Raw genomic sequence first — 19,053 nt, 5'->3', positions numbered from 1 at the left:
GCACGGCTTAGTCGTGGGACACCTGAGAGTAACAGAGCAAATGCCTGATGGAAGAGCTGCCCTGGAACGTTTCCGTGCGAAAGTAAGGAATATGAGTAATGAAAATATTAAACATACTATGCCTGATGCCGCTCTTAATCCTGAGCGGCTGTTCGCGAGGCGAGGAACTATCCCCACCAACAAATGGTAAGACGATTAAAATATCGGTAGTTAAACCAGTAGATGTAGATATTTTACCAATGGATATCATTTACCGCTCTGAAAAATGCAGAGATAAAATATTCACTTCTTCGGGGGGGATAACGACCCGGGCAGGTTATCACCTTTTGACTGTTCCTTTTTATAAAGAAACGGGAAGCTACAGGGTAAGTAGTAGTATTGCCATAGATGGTGGAGGTAGGTGTGAATGGAAGTTGAGCAATATAAAATTTGATTTTCAATATCATAACATGAAAAATTTTGGCGGAAGTGTTAAGAATAATATACCAGCAGATATTGTTTTTGTTTTTGATAAAAATGCACCTCCTCGAGGGGATGGAAATTATGACAATGTCTATGGTGCCGTAGAAATTGAAAAAAACTACTTCCCTCTAATTAGGAAGAACTCTGCTGAAGATACATTAACACTAACTATAAAAGGTCAACCAATGTTGACTTACCGTGTTTATGATGCGAATAGCATTGTTTTTAAGCCTACTTTCCATCCAGATATGCTTGTGACGGCTATTCCTCCTGCAAAAAAAGGAGAGGGTTTTACTCTCATCTATCCAAATGGTGAAAAAATCGTAGACCATCACTTTCCTAATTCAGAAAAAACAAAATATGATTTTGTGAAACTAAAGCTCGCTAAGTAATAAACTGTAAATTTTATGATAAGGAGATATATGTCTAAGGGATTTGTTTTGCTCGGCGATAAAACAACACATGGAGGTCAGGTTATATCGGCATCATCAACCATGATCGTCAATGGTAAAAAAGTAGCTCTCATTGGAGATGACATAAGTTGTCCGGTAAAGGGTCACGGTACTAATCAGATTATTGAAGGCTCTACGGAGTGGTTATCTGATGGCAAAGCGATTGTTGTGGACGGCTGCCTTTGTGAATGTGGTTGCCAGGTTATTTCCAGTGCGCCGGATTGCGCAATAGGATAAGTGATGGGCTGGGAACGTCAGAAATCTAATGTTGCAGGTTTACCCAAAGAACCTTCACTTATCATGTGGCTTATTGTTGGTGTTGCTGCTCTAGTCACTGGAGTGCTGTTATTTGTGCTTCATGCTAACCAGATGTTAGGGGAAATCCAAAAGTATAATCTGTGGTTAGTTACTGCAGGTCCTTTATTTGTCTGGTTTGTCCTCATTTGTATACGCGGTTGGCGTTATAATAATGTTCTTGATAAGTATCAATTTGAATTAGATGAAGCCAATTATGCCCAGCAACAATGGTCTACGTGGGCGAACCGTCATATCGCAGTGTTGCACCACGGTGCCATTCTCCCCCGCTACCTGACATCGGGAACTCTGCTTCAGGCATTTCCGGATGTCGAGCAATTTATTAAGCAAGCCATTCGCATCAATTTTCAGGAAAATACAAATGGGCTTTCTTTATTAATTTGCAGCGTTCGCGATGCGTTAGAAAAACTTCCAACTGATTTACCCCTTAATGTCACACTGTTAACTGATTCACATAGTGAAGATCTATTGCTGCGGAAAAACTGCTCTGAAGCCTGGCAGAAAAATATGTCTTCTGTTCGCCCGGTTCCTGTGGTGAATATTTTGAAATCAAAGTCTTTTCTCTCTCTCGAAGAGCGGCTTAAATCGCCGACCCTGGATGTGGATCTGATTCTGGTTCATCAGACTCAGGGCAGGGATAAATACAGTGACGCGCTGGCAGCCCTCCTACTGACCTCTGATGATGTGGCTACAAAATACAGGCTTAGCCATCATGCGCGCTTGCTTCGGCCTATGTCGCTTGATAAGGGCATAACATTGAAGGCAGAACTCGATACCTTTTTTTCCATTCAGTCACAGGCGATCACTACGGCTGCAATTGTGGGTGACAGCATGAAGTGGGGCGATGACTTTTCTACTCTCTTGGCCTGCGCCAACAAATATGAAGGCTCCTGGAGGCCAGAGCAATGCCACTGGCTGGAAAAGTACGCTGGACTTAGTGGCCCTTTTTCACCTTGGATTCTGGCAGCTGTCGCCGGCGATATTGCTGCGCTGACGAAAGAGAACTGCCTGATGCTTTCAAGGGATAGTGAGAAACGTTTTATAAATACCGTAACTATAGGAAATATGATGAATGGCGAAGGATAGTTCAGTGTGGCGTGGCAACTGGGGTCGCCTTAGCCTTACTGTGTTGATTGCTGCGGCAATAGCGCTGGTCATCTGGACAAAGGGCGGGACGATCGGGCTTTACAGCATTGGACCAAAGCTGTTAGGAATTGCTGTAGCGCTGCTCCTGCTTCTGATCGTTTTTCATGGCAAAACAATCGGCCTCGCAATGAAATTACAGTGGTCACGGTTACAGGCAAAACGTAAAAATGTGCTACCCGCTGATGAAGGCCGCGTCAGGCAGACTCCGCCCCACAATGTCACCGTTGATACCATCCGTAACGCCATGCGTAACCTCTACGGTCGGCCCTGGGGACGTAAAACACGCATCCTGCTGATAACCGGTACTGCCGCTGAAGTGGAGCAACTGACTCCAGGTCTTACGGCTCAGCTCTGGCAGGAAGATCGCGGCACATTATTACTGTGGGGCGGCGATCCTGCATCCTCACCAGATGAAAGTTGGCTGACCGCCCTAAAACGTCTGCGTCGTCGTCCGGCTGATGCGATGATCTGGGTTACCTCCGCCGTTGATCATCTTGCCGACACTTCAGGCGTACCTGCCACAGCATTACCTTCTGCCGCCGCGATGGATGCCACCGCCCACGCGTTATCGGCACGCTATGAGAAGCTGGGCTGGCGGTTGCCGCTTTATGTCTGGTCGCTGCATCCGCGCGCCGAAAAGCAGCAGGGCCGCATAACTCAGGCGGTGGGCGTTCAGACGCTTACCACAGGCAAAATAGACAAGTTGCTGGCGGAGTTGGCAGCGCAGCTCACCACCCAGGGCATTCAGCAGGCGGCTGGTTCGCCGCAGCATCGTTTCCTGTTGAGCCTGGCAGACCAGCTGACGCGTGAGCCTGAAACACTCAACGCGCTTATTACACCACTGCAGAATCCGTATCGACCGCTACCGCTGGCGGGGCTGGTATTCAGCCCGCCCTCTGAAGGTGCAGAACGTGCGGTGCCCAATCACTGGGGCCGCGATAACCGCTGGGATGCGCTGCCGTCTTCCTTCACTTCGCTGCCGGCGCACCTGCGTCCGCAGCGTCGCGGCTTTTCCTGGTTGCGGCTACTGGCATCCGTGGCGTGCCTGGCGGTGATTGCCTGGGGCGCGGGTCTGCTGATGTCATTCACCACCAACAGCAGCGTTATCAGCAACTCCCACACGCAGGCGATGCAGGCGGCCGATACTGGACAACCGCTGCAGCAGCGCCTGGTGGCGCTTTCTGATCTGCAGAAAACCATGCAGCGCCTGCAACATCGTGCGGAGCACGGTGCGCCGTGGTACAGCCGTCTTGGACTGAATCAAAACGACGCGCTGCTGGCGGCGCTCTGGCCGCGTTACGCGCAGGCGGCGCTACCGTTACTGCGCGATGCGGCAGCCGCGCATCTGCGTAAGGAGCTGCAGACGGTCGCCAATCTGCCGCCAGACAGCCCGCTGCGTGACACGCTCGCCAAACCGGCTTACGCCCAGCTCAAGCTATGGCTGATGCTGGCGCGCCCAGAGCGTATGGATGCAGCATGGTTCAGCCAGGCGCTGATGCAGGACTGGGCGCAGCGCACGGATGTCAGTACTGGCTACTGGCAGGGCGCAGCTCCAGGAATGATGGTGTTTTACGGCGCTGGTCTGGTTGCGCATCCTGAATGGAAGCTGAAGGCTGACCCGGAGCTGACCGGCCAGGTGCGCGCGCTGCTGGTTCGTCAGCTCGGCGTCAGCAACAGCGAATCACGCCTTTATCAGCAGGTGCTGGCGCAGATGTCGCGCAACTACGCCGATATGCGATTAACTGACATGACCGGCGATACCGATGCGGCGCAGCTGTTCAGCACCGATGAAGTAGTGCCAGGCATGTTCACCCGCCAGGCGTGGGACGACGGCGTGAAACCCGCGATTGATAAAGTGGCCAATGCCCGCCGCGAGGAGATGGACTGGGTGCTGGGCGATAATCCGCCGACGACCGGGAAATCCTCCTCGCCTGATGCACTGGAAGCACAGCTTACCAGTCGCTACTTTGCCGACTACAGCGCAGCCTGGCTGAACTTTCTTAATAGTCTGCGCCTGCAGCCCGCGCCGACGCTGTCGGATGCCATTGACCAGCTGACGCTGATGGCCGACGTGCGTCAGTCGCCGCTGGTGGCGTTGATGAACACGCTGAACGTGCAGGGGCGTACCGGCCAGACCGGCGGGGCGCTGGCCGACTCGCTGGTGAAGTCGGCGCAGAACCTGTTCAGCAAAGAGAAGCGACCGGCGATTGACCAGGATGCCGGGCCGAGCGGTCCGCTGGATGCGACCTTCGGTCCGCTGCTGTCGCTGACCGACGCGCAGGGCAGCACGTCGTCAATGAATCTGCGTACCTTCCTGACCCGCGTCACACAGGTGCGCCTGCGTCTGCAGCAGGTCACCAACGCTGCCGATCCGCAGGCGATGACGCAGACGCTGGCGCAGACGGTGTTCCAGGGCAAAACTGTCGATCTGACTGAAACCCGCGACTACGGCAGTCTGATTGCTGCTGGTCTGGGACAGGAGTGGAGCGGCTTCGGGCAGACGGTATTTGTGCGGCCGATGGAGCAGGCCTGGCAGCAGGTATTAAGTCCGGCGGCTGAAAGTCTCAACGCCCAGTGGCAACAGGCGGTAGTGAGCGAGTGGAACAGTGCCTTTGGCGGTCGCTATCCGTTCAAAAACGTCAGCAGCGAAGTTTCTCTGCCGCTACTGGCGAAGTATCTCAACAGCGATACCGGCCGCATCACCCGCTTCCTGCAAACGCGACTTAACGGCGTGCTGCACCGCGAAGGCACACGCTGGGTGCCGGACAGCATCAACGCGCAGGGGCTGACCTTCAACCCGGCATTCCTCAAAGCGATTAACCAACTTAGCCAGATTTCCGACGTGGTGTTCACCACCGGTGAAGCGGGACTGCACTTTGAGCTGCGTCCCGGCACGGCGGCAGGCGTATCGCAGACGACGCTGACCATCGACAGCCAGAAGCTGGAATATGTGAACCAGATGCCGGCCTGGAAGCGTTTCACCTGGCCGGCGGATACCGAAGCGCCGGGCGCAACGCTGAGCTGGGTCAGCACCGAGGCAGGCACCCGCCTGTATGGCGACATGCCGGGGGGCTGGGGCTTGATTCGTTTGCTGGACAAAGCGCAGGTCACCGCCAATCCGGGTATTAGCAGCAGTTGGCAATTGAGCTGGGCTGCGCCCGACGGCCGCACGCTGAATTACATTCTGCGCACCGAAGCCGGTGATGGCCCGCTGGCGCTACTGCGGCTGCGCAATTTCACGCTGCCATCAGACATATTTCTTCAGCGCGCCACAACTGTCGCGCCGGAAGACCTTAACGTCACGGAGGACGAATAATGCCGCTTAAATCTCTTATCAGCGCCTGTGGTGAAGACGCTGAGACGCTTCGCGCCCAGGCAAAACAGCAAATCGTACTGTGGAATAACTGGCTGCAGCCGGTATCGGCGGACTATCCCGCCGGTGAGGACCCGACCTATCATGACGGTTTTCAGCAGATTCAGGAGGAGGTGAACCGCCTTTCCGGGGCGGACACCATACTTATCTGCGAACTGGCGGAAAATCTGCTCACCACCACTACCAAAGACATCCGCGTGGCGGCCTGGTACAGCTGGGCACGCCTGCAGCTTGATGGCGAAGCCGGGCTGGCTGATGGCTTGTCATTAATGGCCGGGCTGCTGACGCAGTTTGGCAGCAGCCTGCATCCACAACGCGCGCGCAGCCGTGAAGCGGCGCTGCGCTGGCCCGCCGGTTCGCGCATGCTCGACACGCTTTCACTCTATCCTGAAGTCACTAAGCAGGATGCGTTGCGAACCGCAGGCGCGTTGCTGCTGATTGAAGACGCGAGCCTGGAGCACGGCGGTGCCGGTCTGGGCAGTTTGTATGCAGCACTGGAAAATCGTCTGCTCAAAGCGGGTGGTCCCGATGCGGTGGTGCCACAGGCCGCGGGTGAAGGGGATAAGCATCAAACCAGCGGTCCGGCTGCGCCACAGATGGGGGCGATTGCCTCCGGGCGAGAGTTGCTGGATCAGGCGCGCACGCTGTCGAAATACCTGCGTGATCAACCCGGCGGCTGGCTTGCTGCGCACCGTCTAATGAAATCCCTGCGCCACGATACGCTGCTGCAACTGCCGCCGCTTTCCGGCGACGGCAAAAGCCGTATCGAACCGCCTAAGGCAGACCAGCGCGCTCAGCTTAAACGTCTTTGGCTGCAGCAGAGCTGGCAGGAACTGACCGAGCAGGCCGACAGCCTGTTTTCGCGTGGTGGTAACCATTTCTGGCTTGACCTGCAGTGGTACATCCATCAGGCGCTGACGCGCGCCGGCAACACCACGCTTGCCGCCATCGTGCAGGACGATCTTAAAGGACTGTTGTCGCGCCTGAGCGGGCTGGAAACGCTGGCGTTCAGCGACGGTACGCCGTTTGCCGATGAGGTGACGCTCGGCTGGATACAGCAGCAGGTGATGAATACCGAACCCGGCTGGGGCGAGGGTGCGGCAGCGTCAGCTGGTGCCAGCAATGAGGATGACATCCTGCAACTGGAAAGCGAAGCCGTAGAGCTGGCCGATCGCGAAGGTATCGAAACGGCGCTGACATGGTTGCAGCATCGGCCAGGAACTGCTTTACCGCGACAGCAGTGGCTGCTGCGTCTGCTGATGGCGCGCGTCGCTGAGCAATTTGGCCGTCAGGAAATGGCGCTGCACCTGCTTAGCGGGCTGGATAACAGCGCAGATATCATGACGCTCGGCCGGTGGGAACCGTCGCTGCTGTTTGAAGTGAAATCGAGGCGGTTAAAACTCCTACGCACTCGCGCCGGGCGTAGTGAAGCGGATAAAGCGCGAGTGCAGCCGGAAATGGAACAACTGTTAGCTGGGCTGGTTCATATCGATGCGGCACGCGCTGTGGTGTTACTGGGTTAAAACAAAAGGGATTTATTATGCTGATTTTACGCTCGATTATTGTAATGATGGTTTTTTCATTAACAGGCTGTACTTATTACTTATGGAGCTTAAGTGACACCCGCTCAACAACTGTGCGAGAAATGAATTTCTCTGATCGAATTAGCGGGATGTTTGAGTATAAAAATGTACATCTGACTGAAGGAGATAATGGCACTGGAAAAGACATTATCAGACTTCCAGATGAAGGCGTAGGATTCGTTGGGGACGACAATATCTATTTTGTGACGGTTAACGTTAATGAATTATTGGCATTGAACGATTTGATGAAGAAAGTGCCATTAAGAATGAACAATGATGATAAATTTATCGATATGAATCTCAAAGGCTACTACAGTAAGAACACTAATGCAGAATTCCAACAAACAATGAGCGTTAGAACTCGAAAACCTGTAACTGCATTAACTCAATCACAAAAGAAAGCGCTTGAGGATAAGCGGTTTTCATCAGTGGACGGTTATTTACAGCGTTCAGTGAGCGTTGAGGGCATCATTATCAATAAAATGAGGTTAGGTTCATCTTTCCCTCAGACAACATCACTCGATGAAAGCTATCAGGTGCGATTTTATTCATCATATCGTTACGATAAGTTCGACAGTGGCTCGGTAGCCTTAAAACTTGCATTGACACCTGTCACGTTAATTGGGGATGTTGTTTTTATTCCGCTATATCTACTCACTGCAAAGTAGTAATAGGATAGGGATATTCATCAATCTAATAAGAGGGTGAGATGATTAGATGCATCATCAGATGTTACATCGGTGGGTGGCGAAGCATATTTAATCATAAAGGATGCGCAAGTCGGAAAGAGTTTTGGGTTTTCATTCTGGTAAACTTATTAGCTTTGAATTTATATTTAGCAATAACAGGAATGCTGACTCTGACCGGCAGTGGCATAGTTGATGTCTTGTTGTTCCTTTCAATGGGTTTTTCTCTTCAACTGTTATTTATATGCATTCTGATCATCCCTGATATGTCTTTGGGAGTAAGAAGAATGCATGATATTGGTCGGAGTGGCTGGTGGTTTAGTAGCCTGCTACTTAGCAATATTTTTATTATTCCTGTATTCCTTGGTGTTCTGGTCAACAGTATTGCAAATCGCTTTTCATGGGATATCGCACTCTCTATATCGATTTGGGCAAGCCTGGTATTGAATTTGAGCGTTATTTTTTACCTGACATATCTGTGCTGCAAACCTTCAGTAGAGCCATCACCGCTTCCACATTAACGCAATAAAAATAAAATCAGAGCTACGTAATGAAAGATCTCACCCTGCGTTATTACGATACCGAAATGCGCTACCTGCGTGATGCCGCAAAAGAATTCGCCGCCACGCATCCCGATCGCGCTGCGATGCTTAACCTTGACCGGGCTGGCGCGCCAGACCCTTTTGTTGAACGTCTGCTGGAGGGCTTTGCCTTTTCCGTCGGTCGCCTGCGTCAGAAAATTGATGACGATCTGCCGGAACTGACTGAAGGGCTGGTCAGCATGCTGTGGCCGCACTACTTGCGCACCATTCCGTCGCTGTCGGTGGTGGCGCTGACACCAGACCTGCCAAAAATGAAAATGGCGGAGGTGGCGCCAGCAGGACTGGAGGTCTATTCGCGTCCGGTTGGCCCGAAAAATACCGTATGCCGCTACCGCACCACGCAGGCGCTGACGCTGAATCCGCTGGAAGTCGCTGGCGTGACAATGGCAACCGAGCCGGACGGGCGGTCGCTGCTGCGTATCCGCATCAACAGCAGCGGTCAGGCCGACTGGAATCAGACCGATTTGAGCCGCCTGCGCTTCTGGCTGGGCGAAGACGTGCCGGTTGGCAATGCGCTGCACCAGATGCTGACGCGTCGTCAGGCGGCGTTGTACATCCGCCTCGCGGGTCAGGGAGAGCGTGCGCGGCTCGACGGCTGGTTCAGCCCCGGCGGATTTGGCGAGGAGGATCGGCTGTGGCCCAAGGGCGATAGCGCTTTCAGTGGCTATCAACTGCTGCTCGAATACTTCACCTTCCCGGAGAAATTCCGCTTTGTTCATCTCAACGGGCTGGAGAATATCACGCTGCCGCCGGGCCTTGCGTATTTCGATATTGAGGTGGTGTTCAGCGCGCAGTGGCAGAGTGATCTGCCGGTGACGGACGAGTCGCTGCGCCTGCACTGCGTGCCGGTGATTAACCTGTTCACGCTGGAGGCCGATCCGTTAACGATCAGCGGACTGGAGAGCGAATACCTGCTGCGTCCGAAGCGACTGCAGGACGGCCATACTGAAATCTATGCGGTGGATGCGGTTAACGGTTCGGGCATTGGCGGCAGCGCGGATTATGTGCCGTTCTCCAGTTTCCGCCACAAGGGCGGCATGATGCGTCGTCAGGCGCCTGAGCGCTACTTCCATACCCGTGTGCGCAAAGGAGTTAGCGGGCTACGCGATACCTGGCTCATTCTCGGCGGCCAGCAATGGGAAGCGGGGCAGGAGCTGGCCAAAGACACGCTGTCGCTGCGCATCACCGGTACTAACGGTCAGCTACCGCGCCGGGCGCTGCAGAGCACGCTGCTGGATCGCTGCGAACAGGTATTACAGACACCGGTAACGGTGCGCAACCTGTGTCGTCCAACGCTGCCCGCTTATCCACCGGCAGAAGATCGCTTTCACTGGCGCGTGCTGAGCCATCTCGGCTCTGGCTTCATCAATATTATGAGCAGTGCAGAAGTGCTACGCGGCACGCTGGCGCTCTACAACTGGCAGGATGACGAGCTGTGTAACCGCAAGCTCGACGCCATTCTTGACGTGCAGCATCACCGCCTGCAGCGCTTTGAAAACGGTTATCTGCTGCGTGGTCTTGAGGTGGAAATCACGCTGGACAGCAACGGTTTCACCGGTGACGGCGACATCAACCTGTTTGGCGAGATGCTCAACCGCTTCCTGTCGCTTTACGCCGACATGAACCAGTTCATCCAGCTCTCCCTTGTCATCCGGCCAGAAGGAAAATGCATCCGGTGGAAAGAGAACCACAGCCAGCGCCTGCCAGGTTAATCACGCAGCTAGGTGACCGGCTGCCGTACATGAACTTTTACCGTTTCTGCCAGCTGCTTGAGCAGAGCGAACCCGATGCACCGGTGCCCGGCAGCGGCTGGCAGGTACGCCATGAGCCGGTGCGCTTCCGTCCTCATCCGGGCATGGGCTTCCCGGCGGGCGAAATCCGCGGCTATGAAAATCCTGCCCGTCCCGGTTTGCCGCCGACGGTGCGCGTCAATTTTATGGGGTTATATGGCACCGAATCGCCGCTGCCAACGCGTTATATCGATGACATTGCCCAGCGTCGCGATGGCCACGAGGCGATGCAGGATTTCCTCGACATCTTCAATCACCGTCTGACCACGCAGTTCTACCGCATCTGGCGCAAGTATTCCTATCCGGCAACCTTCGCAGAAGGTGGCCGCGATAATACCTCGCAGTATCTGCTGGGGCTGGCCGGACTGGGCATTAATGGGTGCGCCGAAAATGTGGCAACGCCGGTGTCGCGGTTTCTGGCGCTGCTACCGGTGATGCTGCTGCCGGGGCGTACCGGCGAGGGCGTGAGTTCGCTAGTGAGTCTGCTGGCACCGGATACGCGAGCGGAGGTCATGCACTGGGAGCCGCGACGCATTGAGCAGCGTAACGTACTGGCGATGAGCGTACGTCAGCCGGTGAGCATGAAAAATCGGCCGGTGATGGGCACGCACGCCACCGACGTTAACGGTCAGGTACTGATACGGTTGTTCACGCGCAATCCCGACGAAGTGAGCGGCTGGCTGCCAGGCGGACAACTGCACGGCGATTTTATGGCGATGCTGCACGTTTATCTCGGGGCGAAGCTAGATGCGCGGCTGGAGCTGTGCGTGGAGCGCCAGCTGCTGCCGGATGCGCAGCTAAGCTGCAAAAGTGCCAGCGCTGTGCAGCTGGGGCGCACCGCCGTGCTGCCGCAGTTAGCGGAGCAGAGTGTAAAAATAAAAGACGTCATTACTATTCAGCTCGGCCGCTATGAGCGAGTCCGGTTAAACACATCAAGGATTGAGACCGATGAAGAAGGCGATTACCGCTGGTAAAACCCTGCTCCCCATAATATTCGCGCTGGCCGTCAGCGGCTGCGGGCTGACGCAGAAAGTGACGGACGGCACTGTTTCGATGACCAAAGCCATTTTCTATAAGCAGATTAAAACGCTGCATCTCGACTTTGTCGCACGCGAAGGTGTTAACCGCAACGCGCAGGGCGCGGCACTGACCACCGTGGTGCGCGTCTGGCAAATTAAAGACCGTAAGGCGTTTGATACCTCCGATTATCCGTCTCTGCTCGCTGCCGACAGCCAGGCGCTTAAGGCCGATTTAGTGGCGGAGAAATCGGTGAGCGTGCGTCCCGGCGAGTCAGTGAGTATCGATGTGCCGATGGAAGAGAGCGCCCAGTTTGTGGCGATTGCGGGCATGTTCCTGTCGCCGGACCAGCAGAATGAAAAATGGCGACTGGTGATGACGCGCGACGACCTCGATCCCGACAAGGCGCGCATTATTGAGCTGGGCGACGGAACGTTGACCTTGCTGGCCGTGAAGAAGGAGTAATCATGACGCCTTCACTCTATGACATTCTATATGGCAACTTTGAAGGTGACCTCGAACTCGACGCCGTCAGTGAAGAGAATCAGGTCATTTTATCTGTGCTGGACAATATGCAGCGCATTCTCAACAGCCGTGCCGGGGCTTTGGCACATTTGCCGGATTACGGCCTGCCCGATATGACGCGTATCCTGCAAGGCATGCCCGGCACCGCACACCAGTTGATGCACACACTTTCCGGCGTGCTGCTGAAATATGAGCCACGCCTGAAGCGCATTGATGTGGTGTTACTGGAACAGAGCATGCCCGGCGAGCTGCGGTATGCCATTGATGCCGAACTCAAAGAGGGCGGATTGGTGCGCTTCGGCACCGAATTTATGCCGGAAGGGCGCGTGATGATCCGCCACATGAAGCAACAGCAATACCTTGATGCCAGGGCATCTGTTTAACTTTTTAGCCTGATTAGGGCTTTTTGGAACACAGCAATGACTTCATCTCAACCTCGCTATGTCAAAACCGGTGGCGATCCGCGTGCGTTAGCGGAATATGCCGCGCTGCGTCAGGAAATGCAGAAACTCACGCATCCGGCGCGTCCGGATGTGGATTGGCCGCACGTCTCTGCGCTCAGTCTGACGCTGTTCGAACAAAACGGCGTCGAATTGCAAAGTGCAGTTTGGTATACACTTTCTCGCTCTCACGTGGCAGGAACGGCAGGGATGGCCGAAGGCCTAGCGGTGCTGGTAGCATTGGTCACCCGTGAATGGTCGACGCTATGGCCGCTGCCGACGCATTCACGTATGGAACTGTTGTCTGGACTGAGCCGTCGGTTGCAGCAGTTCCTGCGTACTCAAACGATAACCGAATCTGACTTAACGGCGCTCAGCCAGGCGGCGCGCTTGCTCGGCAAAGCCGGCGATCATCTGCAACGTCTTGAACTGCGTCAGCTTAGCCAGATTGATCCGCTACTGGACCGCATTCGCAATGCGGTGGTGATGCTGGAGCGCTGCGATATCTCAACGTCTGACGCCGTTTCAGCGCTGCCTGAAGTGGTTTCGTTTGAGAAGCCCGTGCTGGCGCTGGCGGATGCAGAAGCCAGCGGCTGGGTGTATGTGCCGGCTCACGGTACGCCCGCACCGGATGTGAGGCACCTGCGCCGTCGCGCGTTTATCAGTGGTGTGGGCGCTACGCTACTAAGCGTGTCGCTTATCACCGCCGCTTGCTATTTCGTTAAGCAAAATACTGAGCAGGAATCACCGTTGCAGCAGGCATTGCTGACTTCTATATCTCCAATCCCTGCGCCGCTTACACCGGAAAGGATTGCCAAACTACAGGCTAATCCACCTGAATGGCTGAACGACGGAGCATGGCTGGAGCAAACGCAGCAGCAACTGAGCTGGCTGCTGGGCGTATCGCCAGACTGGAATTTGCAGCACGGTAATGCACTGGTGGTGCAGGCCAATCTGTTGTTGCCTGATTCGGATGCGGTTAAAACGATGAGTGCACGCTGGCACAAGCAACTTAAAGCGGCAGCGCTGCCTGCTGAGAAGATGCAGGGATGGCAACAGGGCATGGAGCAGCTCAAAATGTTGTCACAGCGCCTGAACGGACTGGATGAGAAGCGCGGAAAGTATCTGACGGTGAGCGAACTGAAAACGGCAGTCTATGATATGACGCAGGCGTTCAACGGGACGGTACCACTGGAAGAGGAGCTGCGGGTGTTGCAGCAATCAGGTGGTGAAGCTCAACCCCATCAATTAGCACAAGCGGAAACGCACTTGAAGCAGCTTATCGCCAGGTATCAAGAGTTAGTCACATCAGCAAGAGAATAGGATTAAGCAAAATCTGCGGTCTACAGAAAACAGGCAAAAAAAAGTCTGAACGTTAGTTCAGACTCTCTTTCAAAATATGGCGGTGAGAGGGGGATTCGAACCCCCGATACGTTGCCGTATACACACTTTCCAGGCGTGCTCCTTCAGCCACTCGGACACCTCACCACATTTTTTTGTCAACCGCGCTGGGTCAACGGGGCGCTACTATAGGGAGATCGCTGAAAAGGGTCAAGTGCTATTTTCTCCTTTTGTTCTATTCGCTTAAGCTCTGAGCGTATTGCCGTTAGCCTGCTCATCATGGTGATTCTGTCATCAAATCATTCCCTTTCTGTCACAAAAATGTCACCGCACTGTCGCAGACTTGTCCGCGGAAACATTTGGTTATATCTATGGATAAGGATGCTTATAAATGAAACAGATACCTCTCTTTACGGTTACGCTGCTGGCTTCGCTGATCGCGACATCAGCAGTGGCAGAAGATGCGCAATATTCCCGCGCCGCTTCTGGCGATTTCACTGAGCACGGCGGCGCGCGTCGTCTCACCGGCGACCAGACCGAAGCGCTGAAAGCTTCATTAAGCAATAGCACCGCGAAAAACGTGATTCTGCTGATTGGTGATGGCATGGGAGATTCGGAAATCACCGCCGCGCGTAATCAGGCGCGTGGTGCGGGCGGTTTCTTTCCCGGTCTTGATGCGTTGCCGCTTACCGGTCAATACACGCACTATTCATTAGACAAGAAAACCCACAAGCCAAATTACGTGACGGATTCCGCCGCCTCTGCCACCGCGTGGGCCACCGGCACCAAATCCTATAACGGCGCGATTGGCGTCGACGTGAACGGCAAAGATCAGGTAACGATTCTTGAGCTGGCGAAAGCCGCCGGTAAAGCCACCGGCAACGTCTCCACTGCTGAATTGCAGGACGCCACGCCAGCAGCGTTAATCGCCCACGTCACCTCGCGCAAATGCTACGGCCCGGAGAAAACCAGCGAGCTGTGCCCAACCAATGCGCTGGAGCAGGGCGGTAAAGGATCGATTACCGAGCAGATGCTGAAAACCCGTGCGGACGTTACGTTAGGCGGCGGCGCGAAATCCTTCGGCGAAACCGCCAAAGCCGGCGAGTATCAGGGCAAAACCCTGCGCGAACAGGCTCAAGCGCTGGGCTATCAGTGGATTGATAATCTGGATGGCATGAACGCCATTCAGCAGGCAGATCAGAATAAACCGGTGCTTGGCCTGTTCGCCGACGGCAATATGCCGGTGCGCTGGCAGGGACCGAAAGCCAGCTATCATGGCAACATTGATAAGCCGGTAGTGACCTGCGAAGTGAATAAAGAGCGTCCAGCTTCGGTACCAACGCTGGCGCAGATGACCAAAAAGGCCATCGATCTGTTGAGCACCAATGAAAAAGGCTTCTTCCTGCAGGTGGAAGGCGCGTCGATTGATAAGCAGGACCATGCGGCTAATCCATGCGGTCAGATTGGCGAAACAGTTGATCTGGATGAAGCGGTGCAGCAGGCGCTGGCGTTTGCGCGCGAGCACGGCGACACGTTGGTGGTGGTGACCGCCGATCATGCGCACAGCAGCCAGATCGTGGAAAACGGCACCAAAGCGCCGGGCCTGACGCAGGCGGTGAATACCAAAGATGGTGCGGTGATGACCATCAGCTACGGCAATTCAGAAGAGGATTCGCAGGAGCACACCGGCACGCAGGTGCGTATTGCGGCGTACGGCCCGCATGCGGCCAACGTGGTCGGCTTGACCGACCAGACCGATCTGTTCTTTACCCTGAAGGATGCGATGGGGTTGAAGTAACGGAGTTTTTGTTGGAAGGGTCGCCATAAATGGCGACCCTGGCTTACAATCCACGTTTTGCCATCAACCGCGCTAAATCCACCAGACGATTAGAGAAGCCCCATTCGTTATCATACCAGGCAAGGATTTTCACCAGATTGCCGCCAATCACCAGTGTAGAAAGCCCATCTATAATCGATGAACGGGCATCGCCCTGATAATCGCTCGATACCAGCGGCTCGTCGCTGTATCCGAGAATCCCCTTCAGCGGACCGTCTGCCGCCGCCGCTTTAAAGGCGTCGTTCACCTCTTCTGCTGTCACATCGCGTTTCAGCGTCACGGTTAAATCCACAATCGAAACCACCGGCACCGGCACGCGCAGGGAATAGCCGGTCAATCGACCATCCAGCTCCGGAATCACCCGACCGAGCGCCTTCGCCGCGCCGCTTGAGTAAGGAACAATCGACAGCGCTGCCGCCCGCGCACCACGCAGATCTTTCTCTGGCTGGTCGTGCAGTACCTGGCTGTTGGTATAAGCATGCGTGGTGTTCATTAAACCGTGCTCAATACCAAACGCCTGATGCAGCACCGCCGCCGCTGGCGCTAAGCCGTTGGTGGTGCAGCTGCCGTTACTCACCACAAAGTGCTGCTGCGGATCGTAACGCTGATCGTTGACGCCCAACACAATTGTCAGGTCATCGTTCTTGCCCGGCGCGGAGATAATCACGCGTTTCGCGCCACCGCTGGTGATGTGCACGGCGGCTTTGTCACGTTCGGTGAAGAAGCCGGTGGCTTCAATCACGATATCCACGCCGACATCGCGCCAGCGAATATTCGCCGGATCGCGCTCGCTGAACACGCGCACTGCTTTGCCATCAATGCGCAATTCGCCTTCGCCTGCTTCCACTTCTGCCGGCAGCCTGCCGAGCAGGGAATCGTGTTTCAACAGATGCGCGAGGGTTTTACTGTCGGTGAGGTCGTTGATGGCGACGATTTCAATATCATCGCTGCCCAGCGCTGCGCGAAAAACGTTACGTCCGATACGGCCAAAGCCGTTGATGCCGATCTTAGTCATGATTGACTCCTTTTCCGAGGATGCTGGAGTCACTCTAAGCCGATGGTGTGATGGCGTAAACGCCAAAAAAGGATCACTTTACGCCAATTTTCTGCAGTGAAAGCGTTGGCGATATTCGCCCGGCGTGAGATGCAGTTGGCGCTCAAAACTGCGACGTAAATTGATGCTGCTGCCAAAGCCGGTATGTTGTGCGATGCGATCCAGCGTGTCGTTGCTTTGCTCCAGCTTTTCACGCGCGGCGGCGAGGCGCGCCTCGGCCACATAGCGCGCGGGCGGCGCACCGATTTCTCGGGTAAACACGCGGGTGAAGTTGCGCGGGCTCATGGCAACGCGCTCCGCCAGCTTCTCCACCGACAGATCGTCAGCGAGGTTGGCGCGGATCCAGCGCTGCAATTCACCAATCGGGCCAATGGCGCTCGGGGTTTGCAGATGAAAACGGCTGAACTGCATCTGTCCGCCGGGACGACGCAAATACATCACCATATCCTGCGCAATGTCGCGCGCCACGCTAAAGCCGAAATCCTCTTCCACCAGCGCCAGTGTTAGGTCAAAGCCCGAGCTGACGCCGCCGGAGGTCCAGATCGGTCCGTCCTGAATAAACAGCGGACCGCCTTCCACCTGAATCTCTGGATAACGCGACTGCAAAGTATCGAGCAAGCGCCAGTGCGTGGTGGCACGGCGACCCGCCAGCAAACCGGATTCCGCTAAGAGCATCGCGCCGCCACACACCGAAACCACGCGGCGCGCCTGCGGAGCCGCCAGCTTAATGAAATCCACCACCATGTTGCCTTCTTCTGCGCTGTCGCCGCGTCCGGTGATCATAATGGTGTCCCACGCGCTGCGCGGATCGAGATCGGCCAGTTTGAGGTCGGCTAATAGATTGAGGCCGGATTGGCCGTGGATCACCTGATGCGATTGAGTGGTGGCGAGGCTGACGCGATAGCGTTGCTGATCAACGCCAACCGGAAGGTGCTGATTGGCGCGCATCAGGATGTCGGCGATACCCGCCGCTTCAAACAGCATGCCGCCGTCGGGCACAATAATCAGAAAGGTTTTCATGGCGTGAAATGGATTTTTTTACGGAATAGGCCAAGTGTCTCATAAGGCAGGGATTAACGCCATGTACAACCGATCACCATTTATGACGACCTCGTATTAATGAATCAACCTCATAGACCCAATACTATTTCAGGCCATTATCTTCACAATACCATCCGCTAACATGGAGGAATTCGATCTCTCTGGAATTCAACATGGGTCACGCCTCAACGCGTACGCAATCCTTCACCGTCAAGTCGAGCGGTTTGCCGTTTATTCTCATTCTGAGTGCGTTGATGGCGATCACCTCGCTATCCACGGATATCTATCTGCCCGCCATGCCGATCATGGCGCGCGAGCTGCACGGCGATGCGGAACTCACCATCACCGGATTTCTCATTGGCTTCTGTATTGCCCAGCTGATTTGGGGGCCGTTGAGCGATCACTTCGGCCGTAAAACGCCGCTGTTTATTGGCCTGACACTGTTTGTCATCGGCTCAGTGGGTTGTGCGCTCTCCACTGACATCACCCACATCGTGTTCTGGCGTGTGTTCCAGGCTTTAGGCGCTTGTACCGGACCGATGCTGGCGCGCGCCATGATTCGCGATCTGTTTGCTCGCTCGCGTGCTGCGCAGATGCTCTCGACGCTGATGGTAATTATGGCGATTGCGCCAATTGCCGGGCCGCTGTTGGGCGGGCAGATGATCCGCGTGACATCCTGGCATGCCATCTTCTGGCTTTTAGCGGCTATCGGCGGCGTGATGCTGATGTTGATCTGCTGGTTGCCGGAAACCTTGCCGCCGGAGAAACGGGTGAAAGCCTCGCTGCCAGGCGCGTTTCGCAACTATTTCGCACTGCTGAAAAATCGCCATTTCATGCGGTTTACCCTGTGCGTGGCGTGCTATTACGTTGCGGCCTATGCCTTTATTACCGGCTCGCCTTTTGTCTACATCTCTTACTTCGGCATTGATGCGCAGCACTATGGCTGGCTGTTTGCGGTCAACGTGGTGGGTTTGATGGCGGTGAGCATGGTCAACCGATGTTTAGTGCATCGCTATCCGCTTGAGTCGCTGCTGAAGTGTGCGGTGTTAACCGCCACCGTGGCGGCGCTGATCCTCGCGCTCTGCAGCAAACTGCAGTTCGGCGGCATCGTGATGATCATTCTCTCGGTGTTCGTATTCTTCTCGATGAACGGCATCATCGCCGCCACTTCAACTGCGGCAGCGATGGATACGGTGCCGAATATGGCGGGTTCCGCCTCGGCGCTGATTGGCTCGCTGCAATACGGCAGCGGCATCATCTCATCGTTGCTGCTGGCGCTGTTAAGCGACGGCACGCCGTGGACCATGGGCTGGATTATCGCGCTGTTTACCGTGGCGAGTGCGGTCATGGCGATCACCGCCGCCACGGCAAAGTCGCACCACTGAAACG

16 protein-coding genes and 1 tRNA gene are annotated in these 19,053 nt (G+C 55.1%); 14 read left to right on the top strand and 3 right to left on the bottom strand.

Annotation, left to right across the window (positions count from 1 at the left end):
- The first annotated feature begins 98 nt into the window (after positions 1-98).
- Genes AC6I8A_RS11805 through AC6I8A_RS11750 form a run of 12 tightly spaced genes read left to right on the top strand, consistent with a single transcriptional unit; the run spans position 99 to position 13,714 of the window.
- On the top strand, positions 99-854 hold the full coding sequence (locus tag AC6I8A_RS11805) for a hypothetical protein (protein WP_436331899.1): 756 nt from the start codon (positions 99-101) through the stop codon (positions 852-854).
- Positions 855-884: 30 nt separating this feature from the next.
- Positions 885-1,151: a PAAR domain-containing protein gene (locus AC6I8A_RS11800; protein ID WP_265297669.1), complete on the top strand. Its 267-nt coding sequence runs from the start codon at positions 885-887 to the stop codon at positions 1,149-1,151.
- A 3-nt stretch (positions 1,152-1,154) separates the two neighbouring features.
- Positions 1,155-2,315 (top strand): KPHS_23130 family T6SS system protein, encoded by a 1,161-nt coding sequence (locus tag AC6I8A_RS11795; RefSeq protein ID WP_497818541.1) that lies wholly within the window; start codon positions 1,155-1,157, stop codon positions 2,313-2,315.
- Positions 2,302-5,691 (top strand): ImcF-related family protein, encoded by a 3,390-nt coding sequence (locus AC6I8A_RS11790; RefSeq protein ID WP_497818540.1) that lies wholly within the window; start codon positions 2,302-2,304, stop codon positions 5,689-5,691. Before AC6I8A_RS11795 ends, AC6I8A_RS11790 begins: the two co-directional genes overlap by 14 nt.
- Complete coding sequence (tssA, locus tag AC6I8A_RS11785; RefSeq protein WP_497818952.1) at positions 5,688-7,271, top strand: type VI secretion system protein TssA; 1,584 nt, start codon at positions 5,688-5,690, stop codon at positions 7,269-7,271. Before AC6I8A_RS11790 ends, tssA begins: the two co-directional genes overlap by 4 nt.
- Before the next feature lie 17 nt (positions 7,272-7,288).
- Entirely contained in the window at positions 7,289-7,999 is a 711-nt protein-coding gene (locus tag AC6I8A_RS11780) for a YidX family protein (protein ID WP_293793352.1), read from the top strand.
- A gap of 41 nt (positions 8,000-8,040) precedes the next feature.
- Complete coding sequence (locus tag AC6I8A_RS11775) at positions 8,041-8,538, top strand: DUF805 domain-containing protein (protein WP_497818539.1); 498 nt, start codon at positions 8,041-8,043, stop codon at positions 8,536-8,538.
- A 29-nt stretch (positions 8,539-8,567) separates the two neighbouring features.
- Positions 8,568-10,331 (top strand): type VI secretion system baseplate subunit TssF, encoded by a 1,764-nt coding sequence (gene tssF, locus AC6I8A_RS11770; protein WP_497818538.1) that lies wholly within the window; start codon positions 8,568-8,570, stop codon positions 10,329-10,331.
- A complete protein-coding gene (gene tssG / locus AC6I8A_RS11765; protein WP_497818537.1) occupies positions 10,286-11,383 on the top strand; it encodes a type VI secretion system baseplate subunit TssG in 1,098 nt (365 codons plus the stop codon). The genes tssF and tssG overlap by 46 nt, the downstream gene beginning before the upstream one ends.
- Positions 11,358-11,891, top strand: a complete 534-nt coding sequence (tssJ, locus tag AC6I8A_RS11760) for a type VI secretion system lipoprotein TssJ (protein ID WP_265297685.1) — start codon at positions 11,358-11,360, stop codon at positions 11,889-11,891. Before tssG ends, tssJ begins: the two co-directional genes overlap by 26 nt.
- Before the next feature lie 2 nt (positions 11,892-11,893).
- Entirely contained in the window at positions 11,894-12,334 is a 441-nt protein-coding gene (tssE, locus tag AC6I8A_RS11755; protein ID WP_061718496.1) for a type VI secretion system baseplate subunit TssE, read from the top strand.
- Positions 12,335-12,370: 36 nt separating this feature from the next.
- Positions 12,371-13,714 (top strand): VasL domain-containing protein, encoded by a 1,344-nt coding sequence (locus AC6I8A_RS11750; RefSeq protein WP_497818536.1) that lies wholly within the window; start codon positions 12,371-12,373, stop codon positions 13,712-13,714.
- Between the two features lie 77 nt (positions 13,715-13,791).
- Here AC6I8A_RS11750 and AC6I8A_RS11745 read toward each other — a convergent pair.
- Positions 13,792-13,879, bottom strand: a tRNA-Ser gene (locus tag AC6I8A_RS11745).
- 244 nt (positions 13,880-14,123) lie between these two features.
- On the opposite strand from AC6I8A_RS11745, the gene phoA reads away from it, so the two are divergent.
- Positions 14,124-15,530 (top strand): alkaline phosphatase, encoded by a 1,407-nt coding sequence (gene phoA / locus AC6I8A_RS11740; RefSeq protein ID WP_497818535.1) that lies wholly within the window; start codon positions 14,124-14,126, stop codon positions 15,528-15,530.
- Positions 15,531-15,573: 43 nt separating this feature from the next.
- Here phoA and gap read toward each other — a convergent pair whose 3' ends face one another.
- Positions 15,574-16,584, bottom strand: coding sequence for a type I glyceraldehyde-3-phosphate dehydrogenase (gene gap / locus AC6I8A_RS11735; RefSeq protein ID WP_436331976.1), 1,011 nt, complete (start codon positions 16,582-16,584; stop codon positions 15,574-15,576).
- Between the two features lie 78 nt (positions 16,585-16,662).
- Entirely contained in the window at positions 16,663-17,643 is a 981-nt protein-coding gene (locus AC6I8A_RS11730) for a GlxA family transcriptional regulator (protein WP_497818534.1), read from the bottom strand.
- Between the two features lie 194 nt (positions 17,644-17,837).
- On the opposite strand from AC6I8A_RS11730, the gene AC6I8A_RS11725 reads away from it, so the two are divergent.
- The gene (locus tag AC6I8A_RS11725; RefSeq protein WP_497818533.1) at positions 17,838-19,049 is read left to right on the top strand and encodes a multidrug effflux MFS transporter; all 1,212 of its coding nucleotides are present in this window, start codon (positions 17,838-17,840) and stop codon (positions 19,047-19,049) included.
- The last annotated feature ends 4 nt before the right edge of the window (positions 19,050-19,053 follow it).

The organism is Pantoea sp. X-Soil-ISGK-275 (assembly GCF_059730795.1).
Note: the sequence above shows the minus strand (reverse complement) of the source record. Positions and strands in the feature narration are given on the sequence as shown.

Bases quoted from the DNA above. Each gene is read 5' to 3' on its own strand.
- AC6I8A_RS11805 (WP_436331899.1), top strand. From the start codon at position 99: ATGAAAATATTAAACATACTATGCCTGATGCCGCTCTTAATCCTGAGC.
- AC6I8A_RS11800 (WP_265297669.1), top strand. From the start codon at position 885: ATGTCTAAGGGATTTGTTTTGCTCGGCGATAAAACAACACATGGAGGT.
- AC6I8A_RS11795 (WP_497818541.1), top strand. From the start codon at position 1,155: ATGGGCTGGGAACGTCAGAAATCTAATGTTGCAGGTTTACCCAAAGAA.
- AC6I8A_RS11790 (WP_497818540.1), top strand. From the start codon at position 2,302: ATGGCGAAGGATAGTTCAGTGTGGCGTGGCAACTGGGGTCGCCTTAGC.
- AC6I8A_RS11780 (WP_293793352.1), top strand. From the start codon at position 7,289: ATGCTGATTTTACGCTCGATTATTGTAATGATGGTTTTTTCATTAACA.
- AC6I8A_RS11775 (WP_497818539.1), top strand. From the start codon at position 8,041: ATGATTAGATGCATCATCAGATGTTACATCGGTGGGTGGCGAAGCATA.
- tssF (WP_497818538.1), top strand. From the start codon at position 8,568: ATGAAAGATCTCACCCTGCGTTATTACGATACCGAAATGCGCTACCTG.
- tssG (WP_497818537.1), top strand. From the start codon at position 10,286: ATGCATCCGGTGGAAAGAGAACCACAGCCAGCGCCTGCCAGGTTAATC.
- tssJ (WP_265297685.1), top strand. From the start codon at position 11,358: ATGAAGAAGGCGATTACCGCTGGTAAAACCCTGCTCCCCATAATATTC.
- tssE (WP_061718496.1), top strand. From the start codon at position 11,894: ATGACGCCTTCACTCTATGACATTCTATATGGCAACTTTGAAGGTGAC.
- AC6I8A_RS11750 (WP_497818536.1), top strand. From the start codon at position 12,371: ATGACTTCATCTCAACCTCGCTATGTCAAAACCGGTGGCGATCCGCGT.
- phoA (WP_497818535.1), top strand. From the start codon at position 14,124: ATGAAACAGATACCTCTCTTTACGGTTACGCTGCTGGCTTCGCTGATC.
- gap (WP_436331976.1), bottom strand. From the start codon at position 16,584: ATGACTAAGATCGGCATCAACGGCTTTGGCCGTATCGGACGTAACGTT.
- AC6I8A_RS11730 (WP_497818534.1), bottom strand. From the start codon at position 17,643: ATGAAAACCTTTCTGATTATTGTGCCCGACGGCGGCATGCTGTTTGAA.
- AC6I8A_RS11725 (WP_497818533.1), top strand. From the start codon at position 17,838: ATGGGTCACGCCTCAACGCGTACGCAATCCTTCACCGTCAAGTCGAGC.